This is a genomic window from Blastocatellia bacterium, assembly GCA_016713405.1.
Classification (GTDB): domain Bacteria; phylum Acidobacteriota; class Blastocatellia; order Chloracidobacteriales; family JADJPF01; genus JADJPF01.
Genome location: JADJPF010000004.1, coordinates 283,507 through 309,771 on the forward strand (window position 1 = coordinate 283,507; position 26,265 = coordinate 309,771).

Genomic DNA, 26,265 nt, shown 5'->3' on the forward strand with positions numbered 1-26,265 from the left:
CAGCCTGTTGCAGCTTTGACTGCCACACAAAATATGTTGGTTTTAGAAAACAGACAAAACCTTAATTTAGCTGAGATTAAAGCAAAGAAAAAATTTGCTGTTTTAGCAGGATTAGCAATTGCGATTAGGTTAAATGTTGGTGTAATAGCCGCTTTTAGTACATAAAACCAGATCCAGCAAGAGGTTTAATAGTAAATCAAAATGTTATTACTGAACCTGTAACACCTCTGCCACCTCCATCTCAAGTTACCACCAGAAGCATACTTAAAAAATGTCCTTGTGCTTGATGGGGAAGTTACAAATATAGATGATTTAATAGAAATAAAATGAGTTAAGCAAAGACAATAGAGAGTTAGCAAAAGAAATTAATAAAAAAATAAGTATATTAAAAAAAGAACTCAGTAAGTTGCCAGAAAATGAAGAAAAAAAATTTGGCTAGGAGGTGCTAACCAAATTTGAAAGTAACTTTTTAACTACTACTTACTCAGAAAAACAGCCTGATACTTTGAAAGAACTTTACAAGAAAGATATTTTGACTCTAAATACATTAATGAATACAGTAGAATTGGTTAAGAAAATAGCAAAGACTAAAATTCTTCGTAAAGAAACAGAGGCAAAAGATTCTTGCACTATATATTGTTCCTGAGGAGTTGCTAAAGCTGTTGATGATACGGATGGCGAAATAATCATTAATGGTATAACTGGAATGCAAGGAATGAAAGAAATTAGTGTAAAGTTACCACAAATGAATTTTTCAATTCCTCCAACGCCTCAGCAGATAGAGCAGTTAAAGAAAAGTACTGAAATATTTAACAAAAACTTACAGATTTTTCATCAGATTGCAAATGATAAAAAATTTAAAGAGGCTAATTTTTGGCAATATAGAGGAGCAAAACCAAATACAAAAATTATCATTAAAGATAAAGGAAGACAATATAGTTTTTCTCAAAGAAAATGTTATTGAAACTAATCAAGAAAATATAAAAAAGATAATAGATAATATGATGGAAACAAATTATTTAACCATAGAAGATCATGATAATGGATTAGAATCAATTTAAAAATCACCTAAAAATGAAGGCGTATTAAAATTAATTGTTCCCAAGTAGAAATTGATATTAGAAGTTTTAAGAGACAGGTGAGCTAGACATAAATAACGGTTTAATTGGAGATAACTGGAAGACTCGTGGTAGTTCTCGAACTAAAAGACGGATCATCTCACTGACATACGGCTTAATATTATGAATGCTCGTGTTATTGAACTATACTTTGAAAGGGCGTAAACAGTGATTTAGAATTAAAGTAAAAAAGGCTATGCTATAAAAAAACATAAGCAAAGGCCAAAAAATGATAAATCCAGAGTTTACTGAGGAAGAAAAAGAAAAAATACATTATGAAAGATTTCATCACCCACATCCAAGAGTGCAGCAAAAAATGGAAGTAATCTGGTTGAAAAGTCAAGGGGAAACGCATCAGAAAATAGCACAACTATCAGGAATACATGTAAATACAGTAACAAAATATCTAAAAGAATATGAAGAAGGAGGAATAGAAAAACTCAAAGAAGTAAAATTTAATAAACCAGAAAGTGAATTAATAAATTATAAAGAAACAATAGAACAAGAATTGAGAAAAAGTCCACCAACCTCAATAAGTCAAGCATCGATGAAGATAGAAGAATTAACAGGAATTAAACGTTCACCAACACAAGTCAGAGTGTTCTTAAAAAAAATAGGAATGAAATGTAGAAAAGTAGGAGTAATGCCATCAAAAGCTGACCCTGAGATTCAAGATGCCTTTAAAAAAAAGAGTTAATGCCCCGTTTAGAAGAAGCAAAAGAAGGAAGTAGAGCAGTGTTCTTTGTAGATGCAGCCCATTTTGTATTAGGAGCATTTTTAGGATATGTTTGGTGTTTTACTAGAATTTTCATCCCTTCTCCATCAGGCCGCCAACGCTTTAATGTATTAGGTGCAATCAATGCTATTACTCATGAGTTTGTCAGTGTTACTAATGATACTTACATTACTGCCTCAAGCGTATGTGAGTTACTTTGGAAACTCGCTAACTTAAACTTGTCTATTCCTATTACTGTTGTCTTGGATAATGCCCGTTACCAACGTTGTAGGGCTGTTGAATCTTTTGCTGCTTTTTTGGGCATTGAACTTTTATTTTTACCCTCTTATTCTCCTAACTTAAATTTGATTGAGCGTTTGTGGAAATTTGTAAAGCAACAATGTCTCTACTCCAAATATTATCCTACTTTTGATTTGTTTAAACACTCTATTCTCTGCTGTCTTTCTTCTACTCATACTCTTCATAAATCCAAACTTGACTCTTTGCTTACTTTGCGTTTTCAAACCTTTCAAAAACTTAGCTCAGAACATCATTTATTAGCATTTCCATTACCTGAATCTGATGCGAAATCACATCTTATGGCCGCTTAAAGTATAACAGCACAGCAAAGGAATATTGAAACTGGCGGGAGATCAATTAGTTATTGACCTAGATTTAAGCGAGAAAGCCTTCCAGCAGGCACCAAATTAGCTTTAGGTTCAGCTATAATTGAAGTAACAAATCAGCCTCACACAGGTTGTGCTTAAATTTTCCAAACGCTTTGGCCCAGATGCTCTTAAATGGGTTAATTCCACTATAGGAAAATAGCTTCACCTGCGCGGCATCAATGCTAGAGTTATACAAAGTGGAACAATAAAACTAGTATTTAGCCAAAAATTATAAAGTGTTTTATTTATCTTTAAATCTATATAACTGTTTAGCTCATTTCTTCATCATTTTTTATCATTTATTTCTTTCTCTAAATTTACAGCCTGCTCAACTAATCTTGCTTCTTTTACCTGATTATCTTTAGTAAAAGTGCTAATTATTGCCATCAGTTGGGTCATTAAATTAGATAAATTATGAATAGGTTGGGAATCTCCTCCAATAGAAATAAGATGTAAATTTCAAGGTTATATTTTTTGTTTTAAACAGGATGAATTAATTAACCCCTATTTGATAAAGGCGCAATGTCCCATTACAGGGGCAAAAGTAACATTAGTTTTCGTGATTCTCCAACTACGGCAATAATTGGGTTCGCTAGGGAAAGAATCTAGTTGGATTGACCAAACTAATGTTGCATCTTGTGAATTTATGGCTACAACTTGACCATTAGCAGTACCAAAACAAATTCATCTTGGCCGTTAAGATCAGGTCAATTGAAACAATGTCTGTAATAGGTTGATAAGGTGTTTTAAGTTTTAATAAGCCCGTAAAATAGTCATAAGTATAAAATGAGTCATTTTCTCCGTAATTACCACCAATTATGTCAAAGGTTCCTTTCCCGCTAACTTTAGCTAGTCCCATTAATAAATTACTTGCTTGGCGTTGTGAAGGTTTGCCATCAATTGTTTTAGAGAAATTCCAAAGTAGTTTTCCTTGATCAGTTATTTTTACTACTGTTGCCGGGCCAACAAGCAAGACTTCACCACTGCCTGATAAAATGGGTGTAGAGTTAAAGTCCCCACCAAAACTTGCAACATTAATTGGGCCAACTAATTCATTGCCTAAACCACCATTAAGAATACGATATAAACTATTAGAAACAATGTGAATATCGTCTTTTCCATCTTGGTTAAAATCTCTTACAGAAACATGATTACCAAAAGTAAAAACATCTGAACGTGTCCAAACAATGTTGCCATTTACGCCAGAAAGCATAATGCTACGGCCTCTTGGACTAGCAAGAAAAATATCTACTCTATTAGGCATTCCAGAAAACCAGCCTGTTGTAATTGTAATTTCTGTATTTGCTGAGATATCAGAAAAAGTAGTTCCAAAACGTTCTACAACTTGGAAATTTCTTGCTGCTATTGTGCCTTTTGTGTCATAAACAACAAGTCTTAACCTTCCATTATCATTAACGGTTGCTAATAATTTGCGGACGGCTTTTATTGTTTCCATCTAAGGCTTGAATAATTTGGGGCTGTAGTTCCTGCAAAGGATGTAATAGGAATTAGACTATTATTTTGTTCATCTAAAGATAAAACTAAAATTCTTCCACCAGAAGAACGAACTAAAATTTCATTTGAGCGATCTTCATCCAGGTTTGCTACTCTTACTTGGGTGCTAAAGGCAAGATCCAACCGGACAGGCTACCAACTATACGCAGACGGTTGCGGCTACGTTGATAAATAGATAAATCTCCTGTAAGTTGGCCTGATGATTCTAGGTTAATTAAAAATTTTCATTATTTAAGGCAGTACTTAAAATTGCTCTGATAATACTAGGACGAGGAATATCTAAATCTGTTTTGACTTTTAATTTTTTTCTGTAAAACATCATCTTCCATTACAAGAAATCTTTCTTGGAAGTTAATGCTACCAATCCCATTATTTGAATAAGTAAGAAAACGTGGTAGAGGAGTAGCTAAAATTAAAGCTTTACTTCGAGATTGATCAGAACTACCAATGTTAATAAATTCATCACCTGCCATATTAGGGCGATTTAGCAAATAGCTAGCAGTAATAGACTTACCAGAAGCAATAAACTTATAGCTATTTGCCAACTACGCTTGGACGATAGAGTTTTAATGCTGAATTTAATGTTAAAGTTGGATTAGAAACCGACTCAATGCTAGCTAAAAATTCTGCTGTCCCATCATTATTTAAGTCGGCTAAATCCCAAACATAAGCACTAGGAATTGAGGCTAGTAGCATTGGTTGACCTAAATTAATTTGATCTCCATCACCACGATAAATTCGGGTTTCTTGTGTTGCTCCATCCCAAACATTGACAACTATTTCATTGCGTCCATCTTTATCCAGATCTTGCACTGCTTTAATTGGGCGCGTAATACTTGAGGCAGGGGAAAGGTTGTTCCCCATAAACGTTTAACAAAGGGAAGTTGTAAAACAGTGATTGCAGAAGCTTTATTATTATCGGCCAAAGCTGGAATATCATCAGCAATTATTACTGCTTCTAAAGTATTATCACCATTAACATCAGCTAAGCTTAGCAGTCCATAATGTCGCCCTTCAGGATCTCCTTCACGAAAATCTAATTGTTGTTTTAATTGGCCGTTACCAGCAAAAACCATAAGTCTAGGCGGCCTACAACAACAATTTCTTGTCGTTCCATCATTATCAATATCGCTAATTGCAATTTGTGGAAAATTAAGTTGTCCACCAAAAAGATGGAAACTACAGGCTTGCTATATAAAATCCCTCGCTAGAAAAAAGTAACCATTAGCGTCTAATTGTGTTTTAGTGTGGTCAGGGAAAATAACTAATTCTTTGCCAGGAAAATCTACAGAAACATCAGCAACCTTTATATAAATGCTGGCTAAAGTGGCAAATTCTGGAAATTGAAACTGCCAACGTAAATTACCATCAGCGTTTATTATTAATAAATTTCTTTGAAGTGTATCTAGTGCAATAATTTCTGAGGCAGAACTATCATTGTCTAAATTTGTTACAGATACTACTTCAGTGACAGCAAAAAATTTATTAATTAAAATCGTCCCATCTTGACTTGCGGCAACAAGCCGGCCTTGTTGCAATGAGATTACTTCTGGCAAAGTGTCATTATCTAAATCAGCAACCAAGGGTTGTATCTGGCTACTACCTAATTGGGACTCTAAAAAATTTGTTGGTATATTGTTAGCCGCAACTCTGGTTTCAGTACGTCCACTTAAAGCCACATCACCACGAAAACGCGGCCAATCTTTGGCAACGGCAAGTTGAGTTAATAGAATTGATAAAAAAAATGCTTTAATAAAATTTTTAGTAATTTCCATTTCTTGCTCCCAACAAATCTTCTTTATATTTATATATTAGAAAAGTTGCCCGTTAGATGCACAATGGCTTTATAAGGTTCTAAGAGAACTTATTAAATCCAACCCAAATTTTAAGTTAATAGTTAAATTTCTGGGAATTTTGGCAGATTCTAAAGTCTAAAATCAAAAAATTTTTTAAGCTACAAATGTAAAAGGCTGCCCTAATGAGCAGCCTTTTGATAACTTTGGCAAGTGCTAAAAATTAAGCGTCAGCACTTCGTTTTAATGGAACGGCTTGACGAACGATTTTAAGTAATTTATCTAATCCAGCTTGACGATCTTTACCTAAATGAACGCGAATTGCACGACGATTTCGAGATGAAAGGGATTGGAAATCACCTAGAGCTTGAGCAGCTTTTAGAACTGCAAAAGTATAGCTTTCATCTGGAACAGGCATATCGGTTTCATCATCTGCGGTAATTTGCATAAACATTCCTGCATCACTTCCACCCTTATGTAATTGGCCTGTGGAGTGAAGGAATCTTGGGCCATAACCAACTGTAGTTGCTACCTTTAAGCCATCGCGTAAATGGGTGCGTAATTCTTGAAGCAGATTATCATGTTCAGGAGTTTCATTAATATAAGCTAGTAATGCACAGTAATCACCAGCTTTTGCTTGATGTAAATGTGCAGAAACTATGTCAGCTACTGTAGAACCATTAGCACTTAAACGAGCTTTAGTTTCATCATCACAGTAAACTGTTAAACCACCATCGCTAGCAGCAACGGTTTGTTCTGGTAATTTACCATTTTGAGCATATTCAGCTAGTAAAGCTTTGGTATTATCTTTACTTTCTTGAACATTAGGTTGGTCAAAAGAATTAATTGCTAGAACTGCGCCAGCAAAAGCAGTTCCAAATTCCCATAAGAAAAATTGTTCGCCTAAGTCTAATTTATCGTGTAGGATATGGCGGACTACTGGATGTCCATTATCTTCTAAAGCTTTTAATTTTGCATCAACATCAGCACTAATTGAACCACCAATGCTTAATGCAACAAAAAGGCGATCGTCACCATAAGAAGAAGGGCTACCTAATGCTTCACCAGCTACAGGTAAAATTCCTCGTCCATCTTTCCCAGTGCTTTCAGCAATTAATTGCTCAATCCAAAGACCTAAAGAAGCTAGTTCAGGAGTAGTTACTAAAGTTAGCTTATCGCGTCCAGCTTTAGCCATTTCACCCATTATTGCACCAAGGTAAGCACCTGGATTTTCTGCTACTGGTACACAGCTATCACAAGCATGCGCAATGCGATCAGCCCGATCTAAAAGGGTTTGGAAATCAAAACCTTGTACAGCAGCAGGAACCATTCCAAAATAAGAAAGTGCAGAGTAACGACCACCAATATCAGCAGGGTTTAAGAAAATTCTACGGAAATCATGGTCTTTAGCTCTTTGTTCCATACTTGTACCTGGGTCAGTTACAGCAACAAAGTTTTCACCAGCACGGGAACCTTTTACAGCTTTTACTTTGTCATAGAAATATTGGAAAAATGCGTTTGGTTCAGTAGTGCTACCAGATTTGCTAGAAACAACAAATAAAGTTTCTGCTACATTAACTTGATCCTCTAAAGCTTTGACAGCTAATGGATCAGTGCTATCAAGGACTAAAACTGTAGGTGAACCTTCTACTTTACCAAAACTTTGTCTAAATACTTCAACACAAAGACTAGAACCACCCATTCCAAGAAGCATTAAGTGCTTAAAGCCAGCACGACGAATATTTCCAGCAAAATCAGCTAATTCTTGACTATGTTCATGTACTTTAGCTGCAACAGTAAGCCAACCTAAAGCATTTTTGATAATTGCTTGATGTTCGGCTTCAGATTTCCAAAGGCTAGCATCTTTCTTCCAAATTCGTTCAACCCATTTTTCTTTTTCTGCTGTCTTTAATCTTTCTCTTACTCGTTCAGCATTTGAACCTAAAGAAGCAGTAAAGCGGTCAAATATTCCTGATAAAGCAGCACTGTGTTACTTCGGCCAAACTGATACCAAATGCTTCTAATTTCTCAAAAATTACTCTTGCACCTTCATGATCTTCTTCTAGGGTAGCACCTCGAACTTTACCATGATCACGAAAAGCACTATAAGTTGCTGGTGGTACAGTGTTTACTGTATCGGCACCAATTAATTCTTCTAAATAATAAACGTCTGAATAAACAGGATCTTTTGTACCAGTAGAGGCCCAAAGAGGTCTTTGTACTTTAGCATTTTTTTCTCTTAATGCTGCAAATCGCTCACCATAGTAAATTTCTTTAAATTTGGCATAAGCAAGCTTAGCATTTGCAATTGCTGCTTTACCTTGAAGTGCTGAGAGTTCAGCTTTTTCTGTTTCATCAGTAGTTAAACGCATACGTTCTCTTAACTTACCATCTACAGCAGTATCAACACGGCTAACAAAGAAACTAGCCACTGATGCAACATCATCAACAGGGTTTCCTTCTGCTGCACGACGTTCTAAACCTCTAATATGGGCTTCTGCTACATCTATATAGGATTTAATAGAAAAAATAAGTGTTACATTGACATTAATACCACAAGCAATTAACTCTTCAATTACTGGGATACCGGCTTCTGTTGCAGGTACTTTAATCATTACATTTCTACGATTAAGTTCTTTAAATAAGCGTTTTGCTTCAGCAATAGTTCCTTCTGTATCATGTGCAAGTTTTGGAGATACTTCCAAACTTACATAACCATCAACTTCATTAGTGCGAACAAAGACAGGATAAAGCAGATCGGCAGTTTGTCTAATATCATCAATTACCAATGCTTCGTAAATTTCATTAACTTCTTTGCCTGTAGCAATCAGTTTTTTCAACTGTTCGTTGTAATCTGTGCTACCCATAATGGCTTTTTCAAAAATGGTTGGGTTAGAAGTTACACCACGCAGGTCATCCCCACCAATCTTAGCTTGTAAGGTGGAGGTGATGCCCTTCATGTCATAACCAATTTTGGCTTGTAAATCACCAGTAACTAATAGTGCTTTGCGGATATTATCATACCAAATGCTTTGACCCAGTTTTTGTAATTCTACTAATGGATTGCTCATAGTATATATTCTCCTATTTCAATTATTTTTAATGCTTTACCTATTTTTTTGGGGTAATGGTAAAAATATAGCTAAAAAGGCAATTATAGTTTGCCTGCTAACTCTTTACAATGCTTCTAAATAAGTAATTTGCCGGATTTTCTATGGTTACTTCTTTAACGCTACCCAAAATAAACAAAACCATCCAGCCAAAAAAGCAAGTCCTCCAAAAGGAGTGATTGCCCCTAACATACGAATGCCTGTTAAACTTAACGCATAAAGACTGCCAGAAAATAAAATTATCCCAATGATAAATAGCCAGCCTCCAGTAGTAACTAGGGAGCTAGGCCAACGGCTATATGCCCAAGATACTGCTAAAAGTGCTAAGGCATGATACATATGATATCTTACGCCTACCTCAAAAATCGTAAGCATTTCAGCAGAAATTCTACTCTTTAGGCCATGCGCGCCAAAAGCACCAGCAGCAACAGCAATAAAGGCACAAATTGCACCTAACGCAAAAAATGTTCTATCCATAATTGCAACTCCTAAGATAAATAAAAAAGGAAAAATAAAAATGATTAAGTTTTTATAACACGTCGGCCAAGGATCTTCCAATTGCCATTAAGGATAAATTCCAGTGCTTCAGCATAAATTCTATGTTCTTGGACTAAAATTCTAGCTGCTAAAGTGTTTTTGTCGTCTGTGTCTAACACTTCTACAACAGCTTGGGCGATTATTGGGCCACTATCACAGCCTTCATCAACAAAATGAACTGTGCAACCAGAATATTTTACCCCATAGTCAATAGCTTGCTGTTGTACATCTAGCCCAGGAAATGCAGGTAGCAAGGATGGATGAATATTTAAGATTTGACTGGGAAATTTCTGTATAAACTCGGCTGAAAGTAGCCTCATATAACCAGCTAAACAAATTAATGAAGGATTATATTTTTCCAATTCGCTAATTAATTTGGCTTCATGTTCTGCTTTTGTTAGTCCTTTACTTGGAATAACCAAAGTCTGATAACCCTGTTCTTGGGCTAATTTTATCCCTGCTGCATCTGCACGGTTGCTAATAACTACTGCCACGTTTGCATGTAAGCGACCTGTCTTTATAGCTTCAAATAGAGCTAACATATTTGAGCCACGCCCAGAAATTAAAATTGCAATACTACGATTATTTGTCATATGAGTTATTGATTAATCAGATTTTATTTCTGTCCAGTAACGATCATAGGTTTGAATTGCTGAACCAACATCTTTAATAAATTCACAGTTTTTTAAGCTTTCATCTGGTGGGAAAAGAGCAGGATTATTAAGTATTTCTGGCTTAATAAACTGTTTTGCTGCTTTGTTAGGTGTTGAATAAGCAGTTATATTAGTATTTTCACCAGATACTTGAGGCTCTAAAATAAAATTTATAAACAGCGTTGCTAAATCTGGATGAGGGGCGTTTTTAGGAATACAAATATTATCCGTCCAAATCGTCGCACCTTCTTTGGGGATTGCATAGCCAATATTAGGATTTTCCGACATTGCTTTACCAAGTTGACCGCTATAGCCATGTGCTAGCCAAGCATCGCCAGAAAGCAACAACTCGGCAAATGTCGCGCTATCATAAACTTTGACCAAAGGCTTTTGCTGTTTTAATAGATTTGCTGTTTTGGCTAGTTGGCTAGCATCCGTTGTATTTAATGATAATCCTTGTCGTTTAAGCCCTACTCCAAATGTCTCGCGCACATCATCCAGCATTGAAATATGATCTCGATATTTTTCTTCCCAAAGTGCTGACCAGCTATCTATAACAGCATTATTGAGTTTGTCTTTTCGATAACCAATGCCAGTTGTTCCCCAAGTATAAGGAATAGAATATTTATTTTCAGGGTCAAAGGGCAAAGATAAAAATCTTGAATCTAAATTAACTAAATTACTTAGTCTGTCTTTATCAAGAGGCTGTAATAAGTTTTGCTTGATTAAAATGCTGACCATATAATCACTAGGGACTATTAAGTCATAATCAACCAAACCTGTTTGAAGTTTGGCTAGCAGTGCTTCATTTGAATCATAAAGATCAACACGAACTTTAGCATTATAGCGTTGCTCAAACTCCTTTAACATCTCAGCAGAAGCATAATTTGACCAAATATAAAGGTTAAGTTGACGCTCTTGGTTGCTAACTGTTGCTCCGCCAATAGCAAATAAACCTAGTAAACTTCCTGCAACTACAAGTATTGCTACTGCTGATCGTGGAGGGCGTTCTTGTTGTAGTTGGTGAGATAAATAAACTAAAACTATGGTAACTACTAGCAAAATACTTGAAATAGCATTTACTTCAGGAGTCACGCCAGTTTTAACCATTGAATAAATTTGTAGTGGCAATGTAGTAGCATTACTTCCGGCAACAAAGCTAGTAATAACATAGTCATCCAGCGAAATAGTAAAAACCAGCAAGGCCGCAGAAATAATTCCTGGCATTAGCAGGGGAAGTGTTACACGGAAAAAAGTTTGTAACTCATTTGCTCCTAAGTCCATTGCTGCTTCTTCTAGCGTTTGGTTCATTCCAGAAATACGCGCTCGTACAACAAACACAACATAAGAAACGCTAAAAGCTACGTGTCCGATAACTATTGACGATAGACCAAGTTTTAACCCAATAAGACCAAAAAATATTACTGAAGCAAAACCAATTACTATTTCTGGAATAATTACAGGTAAATAAAAAAGTGTGTCATAAAGTGCGCGTAAGCGCAGTTGATAGCGTGAAAGTGCTAGTGCTGCAAGTGTTCCTAGAACAGTAGAAAAAACAGTGGAAAGTAAAGCGACTAATAAACTTACTCTTACAGATTGAATGACCGCTGAATCTTGCCAAGCGACCATATACCACTTAAAAGTAAAGCCTTGCCACACAACATTTAGCTTTGATTGGTTAAAAGAGAAAATAACTAAAATTATGATTGGTGTATATAGAAATAAATAAACTAGAGAGGAAAAAATTTTTAGAGATAAATTTTCTGCACGCTTTGCCAATTTATTTCTCCTCTACCTTCATACCTGCACGAAGCCCTATCCAAAGCAGTATTAGCACTAGCGCAGTTAATAAAAAAGAAAGCGACGCGCCAAAGGGTTGATTACGTTGGACAAATTGATTTTGGATTAAATTACCAATCATTATTGACTTTGCACCTCCTAACAAATCAGGAGTAACAAAAGCACCTAGAGAAGGAATAAAGACTAAAATAATACCTGTAATAATTCCTACTTTAGTAAGTGGTACAGTGACTTTTAGAAAAGTAGCTAGTCGGTTTGCTCCTAAATCCATTGCTGCTTCTAGTAATTTTGTGTCCAATTTTTCTAACGAGGCATAAAGCGGCAAAATCATAAAAGGCAATTCTCCATAAATTAGCCCAATTAACACCGCCCAATCTGTGTAAAGCATTTTCAAAGGAGCATCAATAATATGAAGGTTTATTAGTAAAGTATTAAGTAATCCTTCTGTACGTAGCAGCATCATCCAAGCATAAGTACGAATTAAAAAACTTGTCCAAAATGGCACAACAGCTAAAATTAGCAAAACACCTTTCCATTGTTTTTTAGCTTTTAAGGCTATAAAGTAAGCTACCGGATAGCTTATAAATAAACAAATAATTGTAGTTAGCGCAGCAATCCAAATAGAACGCCAATAAATAATTAAATAAAGTGAGTCAAAAGATTGCAGGTAATTCCAAAGGCCAAAAATATACTCTACGCCGCCATACTCGCCACGACGAGCAAAACTATAAAATAGCATCACCATCAAAGGACAAACAAAAAATAGCCCTAGCCAAACTAACGACGGCCCCAACAAACTAGCTATTTGTGCTTTAATTCGTTGGTGGTAAAAGTTGGTGATTTTTTCGCTTAGAGGAACTTTCATTATTTATAGTCCTTAAGAACTTAAACAGCTAAATAATCCTTAAGAATTACGTTACTTTCCTGGTGCCAATTAAGATAAACCTTTTGTCCTATATCATAGCTATTGCTAGAGTTACGGTTTTGTTCATAAATAATAATGCTGGTGTTATCACTTAATTTAACACGCCATTGTGTAGTAGAGCCAAAATAAACTTTCTCCTCAATGTTTCCAGAAGTAATTGAATTATCTGGGCTTATAGAAAGAGAAATTTTTTCTGGGCGTACTACAAATTTTACTTTTGAATTTGAAACTAAATCGGTATTGGTAAGAGCAGATATTCTACTTCCATTAAAATTTAAAGTAGCTAGCTTGTCTTTAAGTTCAATTACTTGAGCAGTTAGCACATTTGACACACCAATAAAATTAGCTACAAATTCTGTTTGTGGTCGTTCATAGATTTCATTAGCACTACCAAGTTGTTCAATTTTTCCGTGCTGCATCACTGCAATACGATCAGACATAACAAGTGCTTCCTCTTGATCATGAGTAACAAAAATAAAGCTAATTCCTAGACTTTGTTGGAGTTTTTTTAGTTCTACCTGCATTTCCTTACGTAGTTTTAAGTCAAGTGCGCCAAGAGGCTCATCTAAAAGTAAAACTTTAGGCTGTAAAACTAAAGCGCGAGCAATGGCTATGCGTTGTTGTTGTCCGCCTGAAAGTTGTTGTGGATAGCGATCTTCAAAGCCGCTTAATTGTACTAATTCCAACACTTTAGCAATTTTATTTTTAATCTCTGATTTTGATAGTCGTGCTATCTCCAGCCCAAAAGCAATATTTCCCGCAACAGTTCGATGAGGAAATAAAGCATAATGCTGAAAAACCGTGTGAACATTGCGTTTATAAGGTGGCAAATAAGTCACCTCTTGCCCAGCAAGAAGAATTTTCCCTGATGTTGGTAGCTCAAAGCCTGCAATCATACGTAGCAACGTAGTTTTGCCACAACCTGAAGGCCCAAGCAATGTCAGAAATTCCCCTTGTTTTATTTGCAATGACACATTGTTTACAGCATTAGTGTTGCCAAAGGTTTTAGTTACTTGAGATAGCTCAATATCATATTCGGTTGACATAAACCTAAAGATTAGCACAAAAACAATGGATTTTTCTAATCTGCAATTAGATTTTTTTTTGGATTTTTTGGATTTTATTGAAAGTTTATTTTAAGACACAAAATATTACTTAATCGATTAACATTCTTACTTGTAGCTCATCAGCCTTTTTAACGGCTTCTGTATAACGCAAATATTGACGAAAAGAGTTGCTTAACTCTATTAATCGCTTTTTTTCGCCTTCAAATAAGTTATTGTCAAAAACCATTTCTAAAAGTTCGTTATAATCAGAAAGTGCCATTATTGGTAATTCTCTAGTGTAACTACTTATCCCTTGATCAGTTGCAGAAAAACCTGCTAATAGATCAAAAATATTGTTTGTGCTTAAATTTACTGCGCGACGACAAAGCTTTATGGCATTTCTTAGGGCAAAAAAGCGTAGTCCATCAGGAGTAACAACTTGCCTAAGACTTCTAGTAACCTCTCCATCAAAAGGCGAGTCTTTATCCATAAAAACATGTAAAGCCCTAGGCCATTCTTCAATAGAGACTGTGTCAATAATCAACTGAAAACGATTAGCTAAAAAATGCTCAATATGTGCATCTATTGGGTAGTTAACACGTCCTAGACAACCAATAGTTTCTCCAAAAGCTGGGACTTCATCCAAGTTAAGATTAGCTGGACAAGTTTGGCAAATAGGTAAAATTTCATCAATTTTTTGCAATTTTTCATTAAACTGTTCGACAAATCGTACCATTTCCTTAGTAGGTGTTTGGTCAGAACTAATGCAAACGTTAATAAAGCGAGCATTAATGCTAGCTGCACGAGCTAGTTCACGTAGATATTGCTCGCCATAGCGTCGTCTAACACTGCAACTAAATTCTACACCAAATTCTAAAGACATAATTTCTACTAGGTGAAAACTTTGTTTTGTTAATTAAATTTGAGTTACTAGCTAAAGTTACACTTAGCCTAAGTTAGCGTCAAGATTTCTCTAATAAAAGTCAGAAAAATTTTTTCTGGGAAAAATTTTCTGAAAAATCAAAAAAATTACCAAAAATAGGTTGACAATGCTTAGTTAGCTGAGTAGTATACAGAACTTCCGGCCAGGTAGCTCAGTTGGTAGAGCAGCGGACTGAAAATCCGCGTGTCGGCGGTTCAATTCCGTCCCTGGCCATCAATTAGATCAACAAATTACAGCCACTTTGTTAGTGGCTGTTTTTGTTTGTACCCACATTCATACCCACATTAAAGAAAACTCTAATTTGTTGAAGTTTTTAAATTTGATGACTTAAATTAAAAATATTTAGAATGAATTAGTAAGCTACAACTGTATTTTAATAACAAACTTAATAGTTGTTTTTTTGATACTTTGTTGAATGATATAAATTGATTTTGTTAGTAAACAAGTTTTACCAAATCTTCTAAACTAATTTCTAAAGCTTGACTTAATCTAAAAAGACTCAAAATAGTTGGGTTAATAGAAGCTTTTTCGATTTTTTGTAAATGTCTTGAATGTATTCCAGCCCGAAAAGCAAGTTCTTCTTGAGATAATCCGGCTCATTGATAATTGGCGCAAAAGCCACAATATCTAGTAAGAAGAAGCAAAGAAATCATAACCAAGCAAATCTAAAAAATACGCTGAAAGAGATGAGATAAATTGAAGATGCCATAGCAACGACGCTTAAGAACTTTAATTTGGTCGTGTTTCAGTAGAGTTGGTAATGCAGTTGCAGCCTTTTGCTTAATTGCTGCTCAAACCAAGTACCAACTTTTTTACAACACGACCGAATTTTGTAAGATTTACTTTTTAGCTGTATAACCACTTAGAGTAGTAACTTTAATATTAGAAAAATCTGTAGTAATTTTTACTCTGCGAAAACCGTTCTCATCATTTGTACTTTTGTAAGTAACTACATATTGATTATCTAACATTTCTCTAAACTGTTTTAATGGAGCATCAAAAGTAACAAACCCTGTTCCCATTATAAAAGCATAACCACCTGTTTCTTCAGCAAGATAGTTAAGATTGTTTTGACCTAAGAAAACCCGACGGCTATTTGTTCCATTAGCAAAAATTGAGTAAATACTGATGTTTTCTTGTTGAGCAGCTTTGATTGCTTGATTTAGGTATAAGTTATTAGGTGGAGAAAAATCATTTAGTAATGAATCTACACCGTTTGAAATTAATAAAATTTGATTACGTCCGTGAGCTTTACCATTAAACTGTTTCATTACATCAATTAAGTTTAAGTAAGGGCTAGCAGGGCCATTTGAAAAACTATTAACTACTCGTATTTTTTGTGTAGCTGATTCTAAATCTGTAGTAAATGGCTGTAAGACTTGGGTAAAGCTACCATTTAAGTAAGTAATCATTACTTGAGAACCCGTAGGTAAATTCTTTAGGAATTGCTTAAGAGTTCCTAATTCAGTATTTACTTGAGAAATACCATCTTGAACTACAATAGCTAAGTTAATAGGAGCATTTTCAGCCGTTGCAGCAACAACGGAAATTACTTCTTGTTTGGTTCCATCTTCGGAGACTAAGAAATCTTCGCGTCCAAGTGAAGGTAAAGAGGTTTTGTTATTTGATTTAAGAGTTACGGTTACGGTTTTTACTTGCTCAGAGTTAGCAGCATTGGTATTGGTAAGACTAAAATTTAAGAACAAGGCGAATAAAAGGGATAAAACTAAAGATGATTTAACAGTGTTTTTACTTAACATAGGTTATTACCTCCAGCTATTAGGTTTAATTTTATTTCTGTCCGGCTTAAAGGCAAAGGTTATGCCAAAATCAGTAAAAAATTATTCTCCTATAATTAAGATTATCCATAGTATTTACAATGGATTAGCTATTTACCATAAATTAGTAAAACTCTATAAAGCAATGGATGTAAAAATTTAGTACACCAAAATTAAGATTTAGTACACCAAAAGGTGGAATCTTTGTTTTTTATAACAGATTTCGTTCAATAAAAACCTGCTTAAGTCGATCTGGATAATCAGTAATAATGCTATTAACACCTAAATCTATAAGTCTGTGCATCTCATCTGGTTCATTTACTGTCCAGGTATTGACTTGATAACCATTCTTTCTAGCAAGCAGCATTAATTTTTCATTTGTTAAACGTGCTGGGGGATGTAAGGCTTGTAGTTTTAATAAAGCAGCGTTAATTTTTCCAAAATGTATTGGCAAACGAGATTCAAATAGCAACCTTTGCAATATTAGGGGCTAATTTCTTTAAGTGGTATAAAACAAGTGGGTTAAAAGAAGAAATTAAAATTCTTGAGAATAAATTATTTTTTTTAACTAATTCAACAATTGCTTTAACTTCCATTGTTGGACGTAAGGATAATGTCTTAATCTCAACATTAATAAACATCGAATTTGGAAGTAAATCAACTACTTCTTGGAAGGTTGGGATTTTTTCGCCTTTAAAACTTGAACTAAAATGTGAGCCAAAATCTAATTCTTTTAGAACTGTTAAAGGTGTGTTAGAAATCTGGCCTGATCCATTAGACCAAATACTTAAATCATCATCGTGGGTGACTACTAGTTCACCAGAAGCACATAAAAAAGCGTCTAATTCTATTCCATCAGCACCAAGAGTATTAGCTAGGGCAAAAGCAGCCAAAGTGTTTTCTGGAGCAACTTTGCGCGCTCCACGATGTGCTAAATTCATTGGCCGCTTAATATTTGACATTAACGGTTTGCCTATTTTAATACACTAGAGTTTCTTAATGTCTTTTAAGATATCTCTAATTTCTGTTAGCAAAACTTCTTCTTTAGTTGGTGCAGGTGGTGCAGCAGGGGCTTCTTCCTTTTGCTTTTGCATTTTATTTATTGCTTTAACAAACATAAATATTGCAAATGCAATAATTAAAAAATCAAATATTGACTGTAGAAAATTGCCATAATTTAACGTAACAGGAGCATCCGGTTTACCACCAAGACTTATTTTTAAGGCTGTAAAATTTACACCTCCAACAGCTACACCAATAACAGGAGTAATCACATCTGCCACTAAAGAAGATACTATCTTACCAAAAGCTCCTCCAATTACCACACCTACAGCTAAATCTACTACATTACCACGATTAACAAAGTCCCTAAATTCTTGTACTATACTCATAATACCTCATTATGTTAACTACAAGTTTATATACTTTTATAATAAGTAGTTAATAATAACCTTAATTTATAAGTGTTTAACGGATTGATTTTTAGACCTTAATTTAAGATTAACTAACTTGAAGAATAAACCTTAAAGATTTTTAAGAAGTTTTTCAACTATTTAGTAAATAAAACTAGTCTTCTTTATCATCTTCGCTAGCTGTTTGTTTACGACTACGACCTTTTTTATTTGCATCAGAGGAAGGATCTTCCGTAAAACTCTCAATAGCTACTGCTTGATCACGAAAAACTTCAAATATACTATCTAGTTTAGATACTTGAATAATGTGAGTAACACTTTGAGAAGGATTAAGTATTTTTAAGTCCCCACCTTTGGCCCTAGTTAGTCGAAAACACTGAATTATTGTTCCAACTCCTGAGCTATTAATATAGTTGACGGAACTAAGATCAACCAAAAAATACTTTTCGTCCGCTTCAACCAACTGTTTAACATTACTTAACAAAACGTCTTCATGTTCATCTGGTGTAAGACGACCTGTCAATTTTAATAGATTAACTTTGCCAATTTTTTGAGCGCGGCACTTTGTTGGACGTCTAGTATTGTTCATTAAGATACTCCTGACTGTTAATAGACAGCAAAAAACACAGATAATTTTTATAACTTAATATTTTGGGATTTTTTTAGTCAAATGTGTGGCGGTGATTATAACAAACTTGATTATTGTGTGCGATATAGTTTTGCTTATTTGCCTATTACACCAGTGTTTTGGGTAGATATAATTCTAAAAGGTCTTTTATAGGGGTTTTTGTGTTCCATTCACGATTAAAACGGTCATAGATTTTTCCTTCTACTCCTCCAAGCTCTTTTAATATGGGACGATCTTCTATTGTATATTCACCTCTCCAGCCTGAATAATCTTCTGTTGTTATGGCAAGAAGGTAGATAGTTGCTTGATTAATGGTTGTAGCTAAACTATTAATTTCAGCATCATTTTGATAAATACATTTATATTCAATACATACATGAGGGCGTAAATTTATAGGCAAACTACAACCATTATTAAAAAACATGCAATGCTTAAGCTCTTTTGGAACTTTTGGGACAGTCTTATCCGATAACATATAATAAATTACGTCTTCAGGATAAAAAGGTGTGTGGGTTAAAAAAGGGGTGGTACAACAATTTTGCACACAAGTAAAACAGTTAGGATGGATTTGGTTAAATCTTGCCCGATAGCTTTCTTGAACTTGAATAATTTTTTCTTTAATTGCTGTTAATAAATGGCTTGTACCATTATCAGAATAATCTATGCAGTTTTCTGTTGCTTGTTTATGTTCCTTTTGGCAAAAAACACGTAGCTTTCCACGATCAGTAGCGACCTGAGAATAGCAGCAAGACAAACAAATTTTATTAGCAGGCATTAAGCTTTTACGCCGCTTGCCTGCTTTACTCAAAGTAAGTTCACTCATAAGTTAATACTTAGTCATAATATTCTAAGCCAAGGTGAGTAATTAGTTCTTCGCCTTTTAAGTGTCGAAGAGTATTTTTTTAGCTTCATCAATTGAATAAATAAATCGTGTTCAGGATAAAGCTGTGGAGCAGTCATTGGACTCTTGAAATAGAAACTTAACCATTCTTGAACGCCACGCATTCCACAACGTTGTGCTAAATCCATAAATAAAGCTAAGTCTAGCACAATTGGAGCAGCTAAAATTGAATCACGACACAAGAAATTAATCTTGATTTGCATTGGATAGCCTAACCAACCAAAGATGTGTCAATATTATCCCAACCTTCTTTGTTATCGCCACGAGGAGGATAATAATTAATTCTAACCAAATGGGAAAAATCTCCATAAAGTTCAGGATAAATTTCTGGTTGTAAAATATACTCTAAAACAGAAAGTTTAGACCTTCTTTAATCTTAAATGATTCTGGGTCGTCTAAAACTTCGCCATCACGATTTCCTAAAATATTAGTTGAATACCAACCATGAAGTCCTAGCATACGACTTTTTAGCCCTGGAGCAAGCAAGGTTTTCATAAAAGTTTGGCCGGTCTTAAAGTCTTTTCCACAAAGAGGAACAGACATTTCTTGTGCAAGCTGAGTTAGGGCTGGAACATCAACTGTTAAATTTGGCGCACCATTAGCAAAAGGTACACGAGATTTTATTGCAGCATAGGCATAAATCATTGAAGGAGCTATATCAGGATGGTTTTCTTCCAAAGCTTTTTCAAATACTTCAATATTTTCATGAACTGGACTAAGCTTCATAAAAATTTCTGTTGAAGCGCACCAAACCATCACTAAACGAGAACAATCATTTTTAGCACTAAATTCTTTAATATCATTAATTAGCTGTTCTGCTAAATCACGTTTATTTTTTCCTTGTTTAATATTTGTTCCATTAAGTCTTTTTACATAATGTTGATCAAATACTGCTGCCATTGGGCGAATTTTTTCAAGTTGTGGGCGCAAGGCTTCAAGCATGCTTTTTTCTAGCACTCCACAATGTAGTGCAGCTTCATAACAATTATCTTCAAATAAATCCCAAGCACCGAAAACTAAGTCATCCAGGTTAGCTAGAGGAACAAATTCTTTAATTTTTGGTGAACGTCCTTCAGTTCTTTTGCCTAAGCGAATAGTTCCCATTTCTGCAAGACTACCAATAGGTTGCGCCATTTTACGGCGAATAGCTTCAACTCCAGCAATAAAAGTGGTGCTAACAGCACCCATTCCAACCAGCAACACCCCTAATTTTCCTTTTGCCTCATCAATATGAGTTCCTTTTGCAATCATTTTTAATACTCCTACTTTAAATATATGACTAGATAGAAAAACGCTTTTCTAGCAAGTTGGCAAGCTTATATCAAATAGATAATGCTGTATATCGCTAGCTTGCTAAAAGTTAGCGATATGTTGCGATCTGCCCTTTATGCCAGTTTTGGCAGACTTGTCAAAACTGACAACTATAAAAAGCGTCACTTTTGGCGGAAAATATTAAAATTTTAGGAATTTAAAGATTTACAATGATTGGTAATTATTTGATTAATAACAAGTTAGTTAAAACAAGAAATATAAAATTTCCTTTGGAATAGCAGTTGATATTAGCAAAGGCACAACAAAATTAAATCAAATATAAATAAAAGCGAGGAAACAACAATGAAAAACATTAACACTCTATTAACCGTTTTAGCAACAACCCTAATAACCCTATTCTTTAGTGCTATAACCGCCTTTGGACAAGGTATCAAGCTGGAAGAAGGCACACAAATCAGATTAAAACTCTTGCAAGATATTAGTTCTGCAACCTCCCAAGTTGGTCAAACTGTTAGTTTTGAAGTTCTTGACCCGATCAAAGTAGACGGTGTAACCGTTATAACAGAGGGCGCACAAGCACTTGGAACCATTACTCAAGCCCAACCTAAAAGAAGTTTAGGACGAGGTGGAAAACTTGATTTTAGATTAGAATATGTTAAAGCTGTAGATGGTACAAAAATCCCTATCCGTGCAACTTCTGTTAATCAAGGTGGTGGTAAAGGCGTTGCAACAGGTGTAGCAGTAGGAGTTTCCGCTGTCGTATTCTTCCCAGCAGCACCAGCATTCCTACTTATCAAAGGCAAAGACATCACCGTTCCTAGAGGCCAACACCTAGACGCTTTTATTGATGGAACTAGAAGTATAGACCTCCCACAAAATACAAGTTTTGCAGGTTCTTTTTCTGGTAGTCCCACTGCTTACAACACTTCTGCTAGTGCTAATTCTGGAAAGATTTGCTTTGTAAATGTAATTTCTGAAAAAGGTGGAGATATTGAAGTAAATGGAGTTTTCTTTGGCAACGCACCTACAACCGTTCAACTTCCTGCTGGTACTCACACAATTACTGTAAAACGTGCTGGTTATGCTCCTTGGGTTCGCACAGTAACAGTTGTACCAGGCAATGTCACCTTAAGAGTTGAATTTGAAGGCGTTTTAGTCAGAACATCCCGACGTAGATAAGTAATCTCCTAGAATAATTAAAAGAACTAAACAGTCCTCAATAATAATGCTAATAGTAGCGGTCTATCAAAAAATAGACCGCTTTTTTTATTTTTAATTAAAAAAGCCACTAGAATTAAACCTAGTGGCTTTTTTCTATTTTATTTAACTAAATAATTTAGTTTTGATCAGGTTTTTGACGGCGCATTCTTATGGCTTCAATATTTGGGTTAATTTCAAATTTTTCAACTTCATAAGTAGCTTTTAACTCGCCATTTACAGATCTAGCAATACGATATGGTAAAAGTACCCCATCAACTAAACGATGGTCAGAAAATCTTAAACTAATTTCTTCTGCTGGAAGATTGTTTTGAGCTTGAGCTAATTTTTCTATTTCTGCTTTATCAATTTTTCCACCAGCATTTTTATCAACATGTAAGAAAATAGCTTGGGGAGTATTACGATAGTTTAGTCCTATTGGCAGATACGTAGCTTTATCTAAAAGAAGTGTTCCAGAAAAGCCAATTTTATCTTTAACGCTAATTGCAAAAGCAGTTCCATTTTCAACTTCACCAACATAGCTAAATTCTAGTGGGATAGAAGAATTCAACAAAAGACCTATCATAGTATGAGCTAAATCAAATGGTTGTCTAAAAGCATGTCCACCGCCTTCACTGTTTACTTCAGCATTAATAATTACATTTCGTTTTTCTACTTTTGCATCAGCAGGAACATTACCACTATGTTCTTTAGTAATTACAATCATTCTTTTTTCTGTGCTAGCTTCTTTGTTTTCATCATCTTTATGCTTAGTAATTGTTACTTTTGTAGCATCACTATCAACTACTTGAGCGTTTCCTGAATTACTCATAAAAACAATAGTCTTATCACCAGCGATTTTATGAGTTTGACCTTTATCATCAGTAAATATTCTTACTTGCTCTGGAGCATTTGGATCAGCTTTTGAAATATGAACATTAATTTCTCCGTCCATTACACCAGGCACACCTGCTAAAGCGCGACTTGCAAACATTAACTTAAGTTTTTCTACTTTAGTTGGATCTTGACCAATAGCTTTTGCTTCTAAGCCTAAGCCTTTTACCTCGTTAAGCCTGGCTTCTCCACCTATAGCTTGTTTAGCAAGTGTAATTAATTCTTGGCCTCTGACAGGATCATTGCTGGATTGAGCAATTCCTACAACATTAAAGATTACTGTAAATATTAGTCCCAAAATTAACCAATTTATTGATCGTCGTTTCATTTTTATTTATCCTCCAAAAATTTCAAAAAGTTTGTATTTGCTACGGTGTGGATAATAAACAAAAATTAAAAGGCTGTGGTTAAGAAATGGCTAAGGATTTGTTAAGAATGTAAAATCTTTAGTTAACGGCTTTTTCTCGCTTTTTCTAGTGCTATAATTTTCAACTATGAAAACACTTAATTCAAAATCACATTTAATTTTTGTTTTGCTTTTGTTGGTGTTGCTTCCATCCTTGGCTATATTGCAATACCAATGGTTAGGCCAAGTTAGCAGTGCTGAACGAGAAAGAATGCTTTCTGGCTTACGTACAGCCGCTAGTAATTTTACAACAGACTTTGATCGGGAAATAACACATATTTTCTTTAATTTTCAAACCCTAGAGCATACAGAAATAGAGGTGACTGACTCAGGGCAAAGTTATTTGCAGGCTTATCAAAAATGGCAGACTAACACACGACACCCACAACTAATTAAAGATTTATATGTTGCTAATTTAAGTGAATCAAAACAGGAATTATTAAGATTTACTCCTGAAACAAGTAGTTTTCAAATTGCTGCCTGGCCCGAAGAACTAACAAACTTAAAAAATTCTTGGAAAGAAGAGTCTAAAATAGAAAATGTCGGGCCTAATAATTTTATAAAATTTTCTAGCAATCATCCAATAATTGCTAAAACACCAGCTATTGTTATTAATCGCACCCATCATTTACTACCAAGAATTAAGATGAATGAGCCAAAAAGAGATTTTATTCTAAAGATAGAGTCCCCTATAAGTTACTTAGTTGTTTTACTGGATCTTAAATATATACAGCAGCAATGGCTTCCAAAGCTTATAAATCAATATTTTGCGACCAATAACCAGCTAGATTACTATGTAGCGATAGTAAACAAAGAAAATAACAATCAGCTAATTTATCAATCTAGCCAGCAATTTAACCTTGAGCAACTAACAACTAGCGATATTGCTATGAGCTTTTTTTCTTTAAGACCTGAAGAGTTAGAGAAATTTCTGCCTGTTGTTAAGCGTATAAATAGCCAAGATAGTCAAAATAATAAAATTAATGTAAGAGTTGAAGCAGAAAACAAAGAAAATAAAGAAAACAAAGAAGATCAAGAATCTGTTAGAGCAAGTATTTTTCAAACAGAAAGCACAGAAATCAAAAAAGATGGTAAAGAAATAAACCAACAAATCAAACAAGCCACAATTAGCATAGTTAGAACAGATAGTTCTATATCAATGCCTAGAATACCAGCAGTAAAAATGATGAGTTTTACTGCTAAGGGTGAAAATGCAAATTCTTGGCAGTTAGTTGTTAAACATAATACTGGCTCTTTAGATGTTGCAGTAGCCAATCTTAGACAACGAAATGTAGCTATTAGCTTTAGCATATTGCTTTTATTAGCTGTTAGTATGGTAATGATTTTAATTTCTAGCCGTCGCGCTCAAAATTTAGCTAAACAGCAACTAGAATTTGTTGCAGGCGTTTCTCATGAACTTCGCACACCTTTAGCAGTTATTTGCTCGGCAGGAGAAAACCTTGCAGATGGTGTGGTAGGCAGTTCTAATCAAGTAAAACGCTATGGTGGTTTAATTCGTGATGAAGGCCGACGTTTGACCGATATGGTTGAGCAAATACTGGAATTTGCTGGTTGGCAATCTCACCGCCGCAATTATCAATTACAACCTACTCAAGTTGTAGAAGTAATTGAAAATGCAGTTACTTCCTGTAAATCTTTAATTGCTGATAGTGGTGTGGAAATAGTTAAAACTTTTCCTTCGGATTTACCCTTAGTTAATGCTGATCAATTAGCCTTACAACGAGCAATTCAAAACTTAATTGCTAATGCAATAAAATATAGTGGTGATAGCAAATGGTTAAAAATTGAGGCTAATTTTCACGTAACTGCTAAACAAGTTCAAATAAATGTTATTGATAAAGGTATTGGTATTAGTGCAAAAGAATTACCACATATTTTTGAACCTTTTTATCGTGGTCAAGAGGTGATTGACGCACAAATTCATGGTAGTGGATTAGGCTTAAGTTTAGTAAAACAAATAGTTTCCGCTTGTGGTGGAAAAGTTGATGTTAGTAGTGTTGTTGGTCAAGGTAGCACATTTACTTTAAGCCTACCTTTAGCTGATACCATTCTTAAAACAGCAAAGGCAACAAATCAAATAAGCGAAATGAAAGAAACAACAGAAAATTTATGAGTAAAAGAATTTTGTTAGTAGAAGATGAACTAGGTTTAGTACTAACATTAACTGATCGCCTAGCAAGTGAAGGCTATCAAGTAGAAGATGCTAGGGATGGGGATGCAGGATTTAAGCGTGCTACAAGTGAAAACTTTGATTTAATTATCTTAGATGTTATGTTACCTCGCAAAAATGGTTTTGATGTTTGTCGAGATCTGCGCCAACAAGGGATTAGCATTCCAATTATTATGTTAACGGCTCGCGGACAGGTTGTAGATAAAGTTGTAGGACTAAAATTAGGAGCAGACGACTATGTTACTAAGCCCTTTGAAATGATGGAACTACTTGCTCGAATTGAAGCTTTACTTAGACGTGCGCCAAGTGTTGAAATAGCTTCATCAGAAATTTATCAATTTGGTGCAGTTCGTGTAGATTTTCGTAGTGCTGAAGTTACAAAAGATGGGCAAGTCATAGAGCTTTCTGCAAAAGAGTTTAAGCTATTAAAACATTTAATTGAACATCGCAGTCAAATTCTTTCACGCGATGATCTGTTAGACGAAGTTTGGGGTTATAACGCAATGCTTTCAACACGAACGGTAGATGTTCATGTTGCTTGGCTTAGACAAAAACTAGAAATCAACGTCCGCCATCCTCAATACATTTTAACTGTTCATGGCCTAGGCTATAAGTTTACAGGATAAAAATACTCTCAAAACCGCTATCTATATACACGATAATTACTTACTTCTAGTTCTAATTCCTTATACATTTTAAAAAGTGTCATATTGAAAAATAAATATTTTGTAGAGCTTGTGTTAAAACATAAATCACAAAATAT

General features: G+C 34.8%; 25 protein-coding genes, 1 tRNA gene and 3 pseudogenes. 7 read left to right on the forward strand and 22 right to left on the reverse strand.

What is annotated here, in order from left to right; all coding sequences use genetic code 11:
• Window positions 1-15 precede the first annotated feature (15 nt).
• The 3 genes and pseudogenes from IPK14_07565 (at window position 16) to IPK14_07575 (ending at window position 2,369) form a co-directional block, all read left to right on the forward strand.
• Window positions 16-165 (forward strand): hypothetical protein, encoded by a 150-nt coding sequence (locus tag IPK14_07565; GenBank protein ID MBK7993277.1) that lies wholly within the window; start codon window positions 16-18, stop codon window positions 163-165.
• Between the two features lie 550 nt (window positions 166-715).
• A complete protein-coding gene (locus tag IPK14_07570; GenBank protein MBK7993278.1) occupies window positions 716-964 on the forward strand; it encodes a hypothetical protein in 249 nt (82 codons plus the stop codon).
• A 383-nt stretch (window positions 965-1,347) separates the two neighbouring features.
• Window positions 1,348-2,369, forward strand: a pseudogene (locus IPK14_07575) (IS630 family transposase).
• Between the two features lie 796 nt (window positions 2,370-3,165).
• Here IPK14_07575 and IPK14_07580 read toward each other — a convergent pair.
• From IPK14_07580 to IPK14_07640, 13 genes and pseudogenes are all read right to left on the reverse strand, one after another.
• Complete coding sequence (locus tag IPK14_07580; protein ID MBK7993279.1) at window positions 3,166-3,957, reverse strand: hypothetical protein; 792 nt, start codon at window positions 3,955-3,957, stop codon at window positions 3,166-3,168.
• Window positions 3,945-4,139, reverse strand: coding sequence for a hypothetical protein (locus IPK14_07585; protein ID MBK7993280.1), 195 nt, complete (start codon window positions 4,137-4,139; stop codon window positions 3,945-3,947). The genes IPK14_07580 and IPK14_07585 overlap by 13 nt, the downstream gene beginning before the upstream one ends.
• Before the next feature lie 140 nt (window positions 4,140-4,279).
• Entirely contained in the window at window positions 4,280-4,561 is a 282-nt protein-coding gene (locus IPK14_07590; GenBank protein ID MBK7993281.1) for a hypothetical protein, read from the reverse strand.
• Entirely contained in the window at window positions 4,551-4,829 is a 279-nt protein-coding gene (locus tag IPK14_07595; protein ID MBK7993282.1) for a VCBS repeat-containing protein, read from the reverse strand. Before IPK14_07595 ends, IPK14_07590 begins: the two co-directional genes overlap by 11 nt.
• Window positions 4,793-5,092 carry a hypothetical protein gene (locus IPK14_07600; protein ID MBK7993283.1) on the reverse strand — a complete coding sequence of 100 codons (300 nt, stop codon included), beginning with the start codon at window positions 5,090-5,092 and terminating at the stop codon, window positions 4,793-4,795. The genes IPK14_07595 and IPK14_07600 overlap by 37 nt, the downstream gene beginning before the upstream one ends.
• Window positions 5,093-5,206: 114 nt before the next feature.
• A complete protein-coding gene (locus IPK14_07605) occupies window positions 5,207-5,791 on the reverse strand; it encodes a hypothetical protein (protein ID MBK7993284.1) in 585 nt (194 codons plus the stop codon).
• A gap of 241 nt (window positions 5,792-6,032) precedes the next feature.
• Window positions 6,033-8,880: pseudogene (locus tag IPK14_07610) on the reverse strand (bifunctional transaldolase/phosoglucose isomerase).
• 147 nt (window positions 8,881-9,027) lie between these two features.
• On the reverse strand, window positions 9,028-9,396 hold the full coding sequence (locus IPK14_07615) for a DUF423 domain-containing protein (protein ID MBK7993285.1): 369 nt from the start codon (window positions 9,394-9,396) through the stop codon (window positions 9,028-9,030).
• A 44-nt stretch (window positions 9,397-9,440) separates the two neighbouring features.
• Window positions 9,441-10,049, reverse strand: a complete 609-nt coding sequence (locus IPK14_07620; GenBank protein MBK7993286.1) for a phosphoribosylglycinamide formyltransferase — start codon at window positions 10,047-10,049, stop codon at window positions 9,441-9,443.
• A 12-nt stretch (window positions 10,050-10,061) separates the two neighbouring features.
• Window positions 10,062-11,888 (reverse strand): extracellular solute-binding protein, encoded by a 1,827-nt coding sequence (locus IPK14_07625; protein ID MBK7993287.1) that lies wholly within the window; start codon window positions 11,886-11,888, stop codon window positions 10,062-10,064.
• A 1-nt stretch (window position 11,889) separates the two neighbouring features.
• Window positions 11,890-12,774, reverse strand: a complete 885-nt coding sequence (locus tag IPK14_07630; GenBank protein MBK7993288.1) for an ABC transporter permease — start codon at window positions 12,772-12,774, stop codon at window positions 11,890-11,892.
• A gap of 20 nt (window positions 12,775-12,794) precedes the next feature.
• A complete protein-coding gene (locus IPK14_07635; GenBank protein MBK7993289.1) occupies window positions 12,795-13,880 on the reverse strand; it encodes an ABC transporter ATP-binding protein in 1,086 nt (361 codons plus the stop codon).
• A gap of 109 nt (window positions 13,881-13,989) precedes the next feature.
• On the reverse strand, window positions 13,990-14,763 hold the full coding sequence (locus IPK14_07640; GenBank protein ID MBK7993290.1) for a hypothetical protein: 774 nt from the start codon (window positions 14,761-14,763) through the stop codon (window positions 13,990-13,992).
• A 200-nt stretch (window positions 14,764-14,963) separates the two neighbouring features.
• Between IPK14_07640 and IPK14_07645 the strand changes: the two genes are divergently transcribed.
• Window positions 14,964-15,036 (forward strand) — tRNA-Phe (locus IPK14_07645).
• Window positions 15,037-15,257: 221 nt separating this feature from the next.
• On the opposite strand, the gene IPK14_07650 is transcribed toward IPK14_07645, so the two are convergent.
• The 8 genes and pseudogenes from IPK14_07650 to IPK14_07685 form a co-directional block, all read right to left on the reverse strand.
• Window positions 15,258-15,380: a hypothetical protein gene (locus IPK14_07650; GenBank protein ID MBK7993291.1), complete on the reverse strand. Its 123-nt coding sequence runs from the start codon at window positions 15,378-15,380 to the stop codon at window positions 15,258-15,260.
• A 282-nt stretch (window positions 15,381-15,662) separates the two neighbouring features.
• Entirely contained in the window at window positions 15,663-16,583 is a 921-nt protein-coding gene (locus IPK14_07655; protein MBK7993292.1) for a VWA domain-containing protein, read from the reverse strand.
• A gap of 229 nt (window positions 16,584-16,812) precedes the next feature.
• Window positions 16,813-17,055, reverse strand: coding sequence for a hypothetical protein (locus IPK14_07660; protein ID MBK7993293.1), 243 nt, complete (start codon window positions 17,053-17,055; stop codon window positions 16,813-16,815).
• A 7-nt stretch (window positions 17,056-17,062) separates the two neighbouring features.
• Entirely contained in the window at window positions 17,063-17,563 is a 501-nt protein-coding gene (locus IPK14_07665) for a hypothetical protein (GenBank protein MBK7993294.1), read from the reverse strand.
• 24 nt (window positions 17,564-17,587) lie between these two features.
• A complete protein-coding gene (gene mscL / locus IPK14_07670) occupies window positions 17,588-17,992 on the reverse strand; it encodes a large-conductance mechanosensitive channel protein MscL (GenBank protein ID MBK7993295.1) in 405 nt (134 codons plus the stop codon).
• Between the two features lie 175 nt (window positions 17,993-18,167).
• Window positions 18,168-18,602, reverse strand: coding sequence for an STAS domain-containing protein (locus IPK14_07675; GenBank protein MBK7993296.1), 435 nt, complete (start codon window positions 18,600-18,602; stop codon window positions 18,168-18,170).
• 145 nt (window positions 18,603-18,747) lie between these two features.
• On the reverse strand, window positions 18,748-19,464 hold the full coding sequence (locus tag IPK14_07680; GenBank protein MBK7993297.1) for a hypothetical protein: 717 nt from the start codon (window positions 19,462-19,464) through the stop codon (window positions 18,748-18,750).
• A 10-nt stretch (window positions 19,465-19,474) separates the two neighbouring features.
• Window positions 19,475-20,793: pseudogene (locus IPK14_07685) on the reverse strand (inositol-3-phosphate synthase).
• 363 nt (window positions 20,794-21,156) lie between these two features.
• Here IPK14_07685 and IPK14_07690 point away from each other — a divergent pair.
• Window positions 21,157-21,993 carry a PEGA domain-containing protein gene (locus IPK14_07690; protein ID MBK7993298.1) on the forward strand — a complete coding sequence of 279 codons (837 nt, stop codon included), beginning with the start codon at window positions 21,157-21,159 and terminating at the stop codon, window positions 21,991-21,993.
• Between the two features lie 157 nt (window positions 21,994-22,150).
• Here the strand turns inward: IPK14_07690 and IPK14_07695 are convergent, their stop codons facing one another.
• Complete coding sequence (locus IPK14_07695) at window positions 22,151-23,233, reverse strand: hypothetical protein (GenBank protein ID MBK7993299.1); 1,083 nt, start codon at window positions 23,231-23,233, stop codon at window positions 22,151-22,153.
• Between the two features lie 166 nt (window positions 23,234-23,399).
• Here IPK14_07695 and IPK14_07700 point away from each other — a divergent pair, with 166 nt between their 5' ends.
• Together IPK14_07700 and IPK14_07705 are read left to right on the forward strand one after the other, a co-directional pair.
• On the forward strand, window positions 23,400-25,445 hold the full coding sequence (locus tag IPK14_07700) for a HAMP domain-containing histidine kinase (protein MBK7993300.1): 2,046 nt from the start codon (window positions 23,400-23,402) through the stop codon (window positions 25,443-25,445).
• Window positions 25,442-26,128, forward strand: a complete 687-nt coding sequence (locus IPK14_07705) for a response regulator transcription factor (GenBank protein ID MBK7993301.1) — start codon at window positions 25,442-25,444, stop codon at window positions 26,126-26,128. Before IPK14_07700 ends, IPK14_07705 begins: the two co-directional genes overlap by 4 nt.
• The last annotated feature ends 137 nt before the right edge of the window (window positions 26,129-26,265 follow it).

Excerpts from the sequence above, each read along its gene's own strand:
- IPK14_07570 (MBK7993278.1), top strand. The coding sequence starts at position 716 with ATGAAAGAAATTAGTGTAAAGTTACCACAAATGAATTTTTCAATTCCT.
- IPK14_07580 (MBK7993279.1), bottom strand. The coding sequence starts at position 3,957 with ATGGAAACAATAAAAGCCGTCCGCAAATTATTAGCAACCGTTAATGAT.
- IPK14_07600 (MBK7993283.1), bottom strand. The coding sequence starts at position 5,092 with ATGGTTTTTGCTGGTAACGGCCAATTAAAACAACAATTAGATTTTCGT.
- IPK14_07605 (MBK7993284.1), bottom strand. The coding sequence starts at position 5,791 with ATGGAAATTACTAAAAATTTTATTAAAGCATTTTTTTTATCAATTCTA.
- IPK14_07615 (MBK7993285.1), bottom strand. The coding sequence starts at position 9,396 with ATGGATAGAACATTTTTTGCGTTAGGTGCAATTTGTGCCTTTATTGCT.
- IPK14_07620 (MBK7993286.1), bottom strand. The coding sequence starts at position 10,049 with ATGACAAATAATCGTAGTATTGCAATTTTAATTTCTGGGCGTGGCTCA.
- IPK14_07630 (MBK7993288.1), bottom strand. The coding sequence starts at position 12,774 with ATGAAAGTTCCTCTAAGCGAAAAAATCACCAACTTTTACCACCAACGA.
- IPK14_07635 (MBK7993289.1), bottom strand. The coding sequence starts at position 13,880 with ATGTCAACCGAATATGATATTGAGCTATCTCAAGTAACTAAAACCTTT.
- IPK14_07640 (MBK7993290.1), bottom strand. The coding sequence starts at position 14,763 with ATGTCTTTAGAATTTGGTGTAGAATTTAGTTGCAGTGTTAGACGACGC.
- IPK14_07655 (MBK7993292.1), bottom strand. The coding sequence starts at position 16,583 with ATGTTAAGTAAAAACACTGTTAAATCATCTTTAGTTTTATCCCTTTTA.
- IPK14_07665 (MBK7993294.1), bottom strand. The coding sequence starts at position 17,563 with ATGTCAAATATTAAGCGGCCAATGAATTTAGCACATCGTGGAGCGCGC.
- mscL (MBK7993295.1), bottom strand. The coding sequence starts at position 17,992 with ATGAGTATAGTACAAGAATTTAGGGACTTTGTTAATCGTGGTAATGTA.
- IPK14_07675 (MBK7993296.1), bottom strand. The coding sequence starts at position 18,602 with ATGAACAATACTAGACGTCCAACAAAGTGCCGCGCTCAAAAAATTGGC.
- IPK14_07680 (MBK7993297.1), bottom strand. The coding sequence starts at position 19,464 with ATGAGTGAACTTACTTTGAGTAAAGCAGGCAAGCGGCGTAAAAGCTTA.
- IPK14_07690 (MBK7993298.1), top strand. The coding sequence starts at position 21,157 with ATGAAAAACATTAACACTCTATTAACCGTTTTAGCAACAACCCTAATA.
- IPK14_07695 (MBK7993299.1), bottom strand. The coding sequence starts at position 23,233 with ATGAAACGACGATCAATAAATTGGTTAATTTTGGGACTAATATTTACA.
- IPK14_07700 (MBK7993300.1), top strand. The coding sequence starts at position 23,400 with ATGAAAACACTTAATTCAAAATCACATTTAATTTTTGTTTTGCTTTTG.
- IPK14_07705 (MBK7993301.1), top strand. The coding sequence starts at position 25,442 with ATGAGTAAAAGAATTTTGTTAGTAGAAGATGAACTAGGTTTAGTACTA.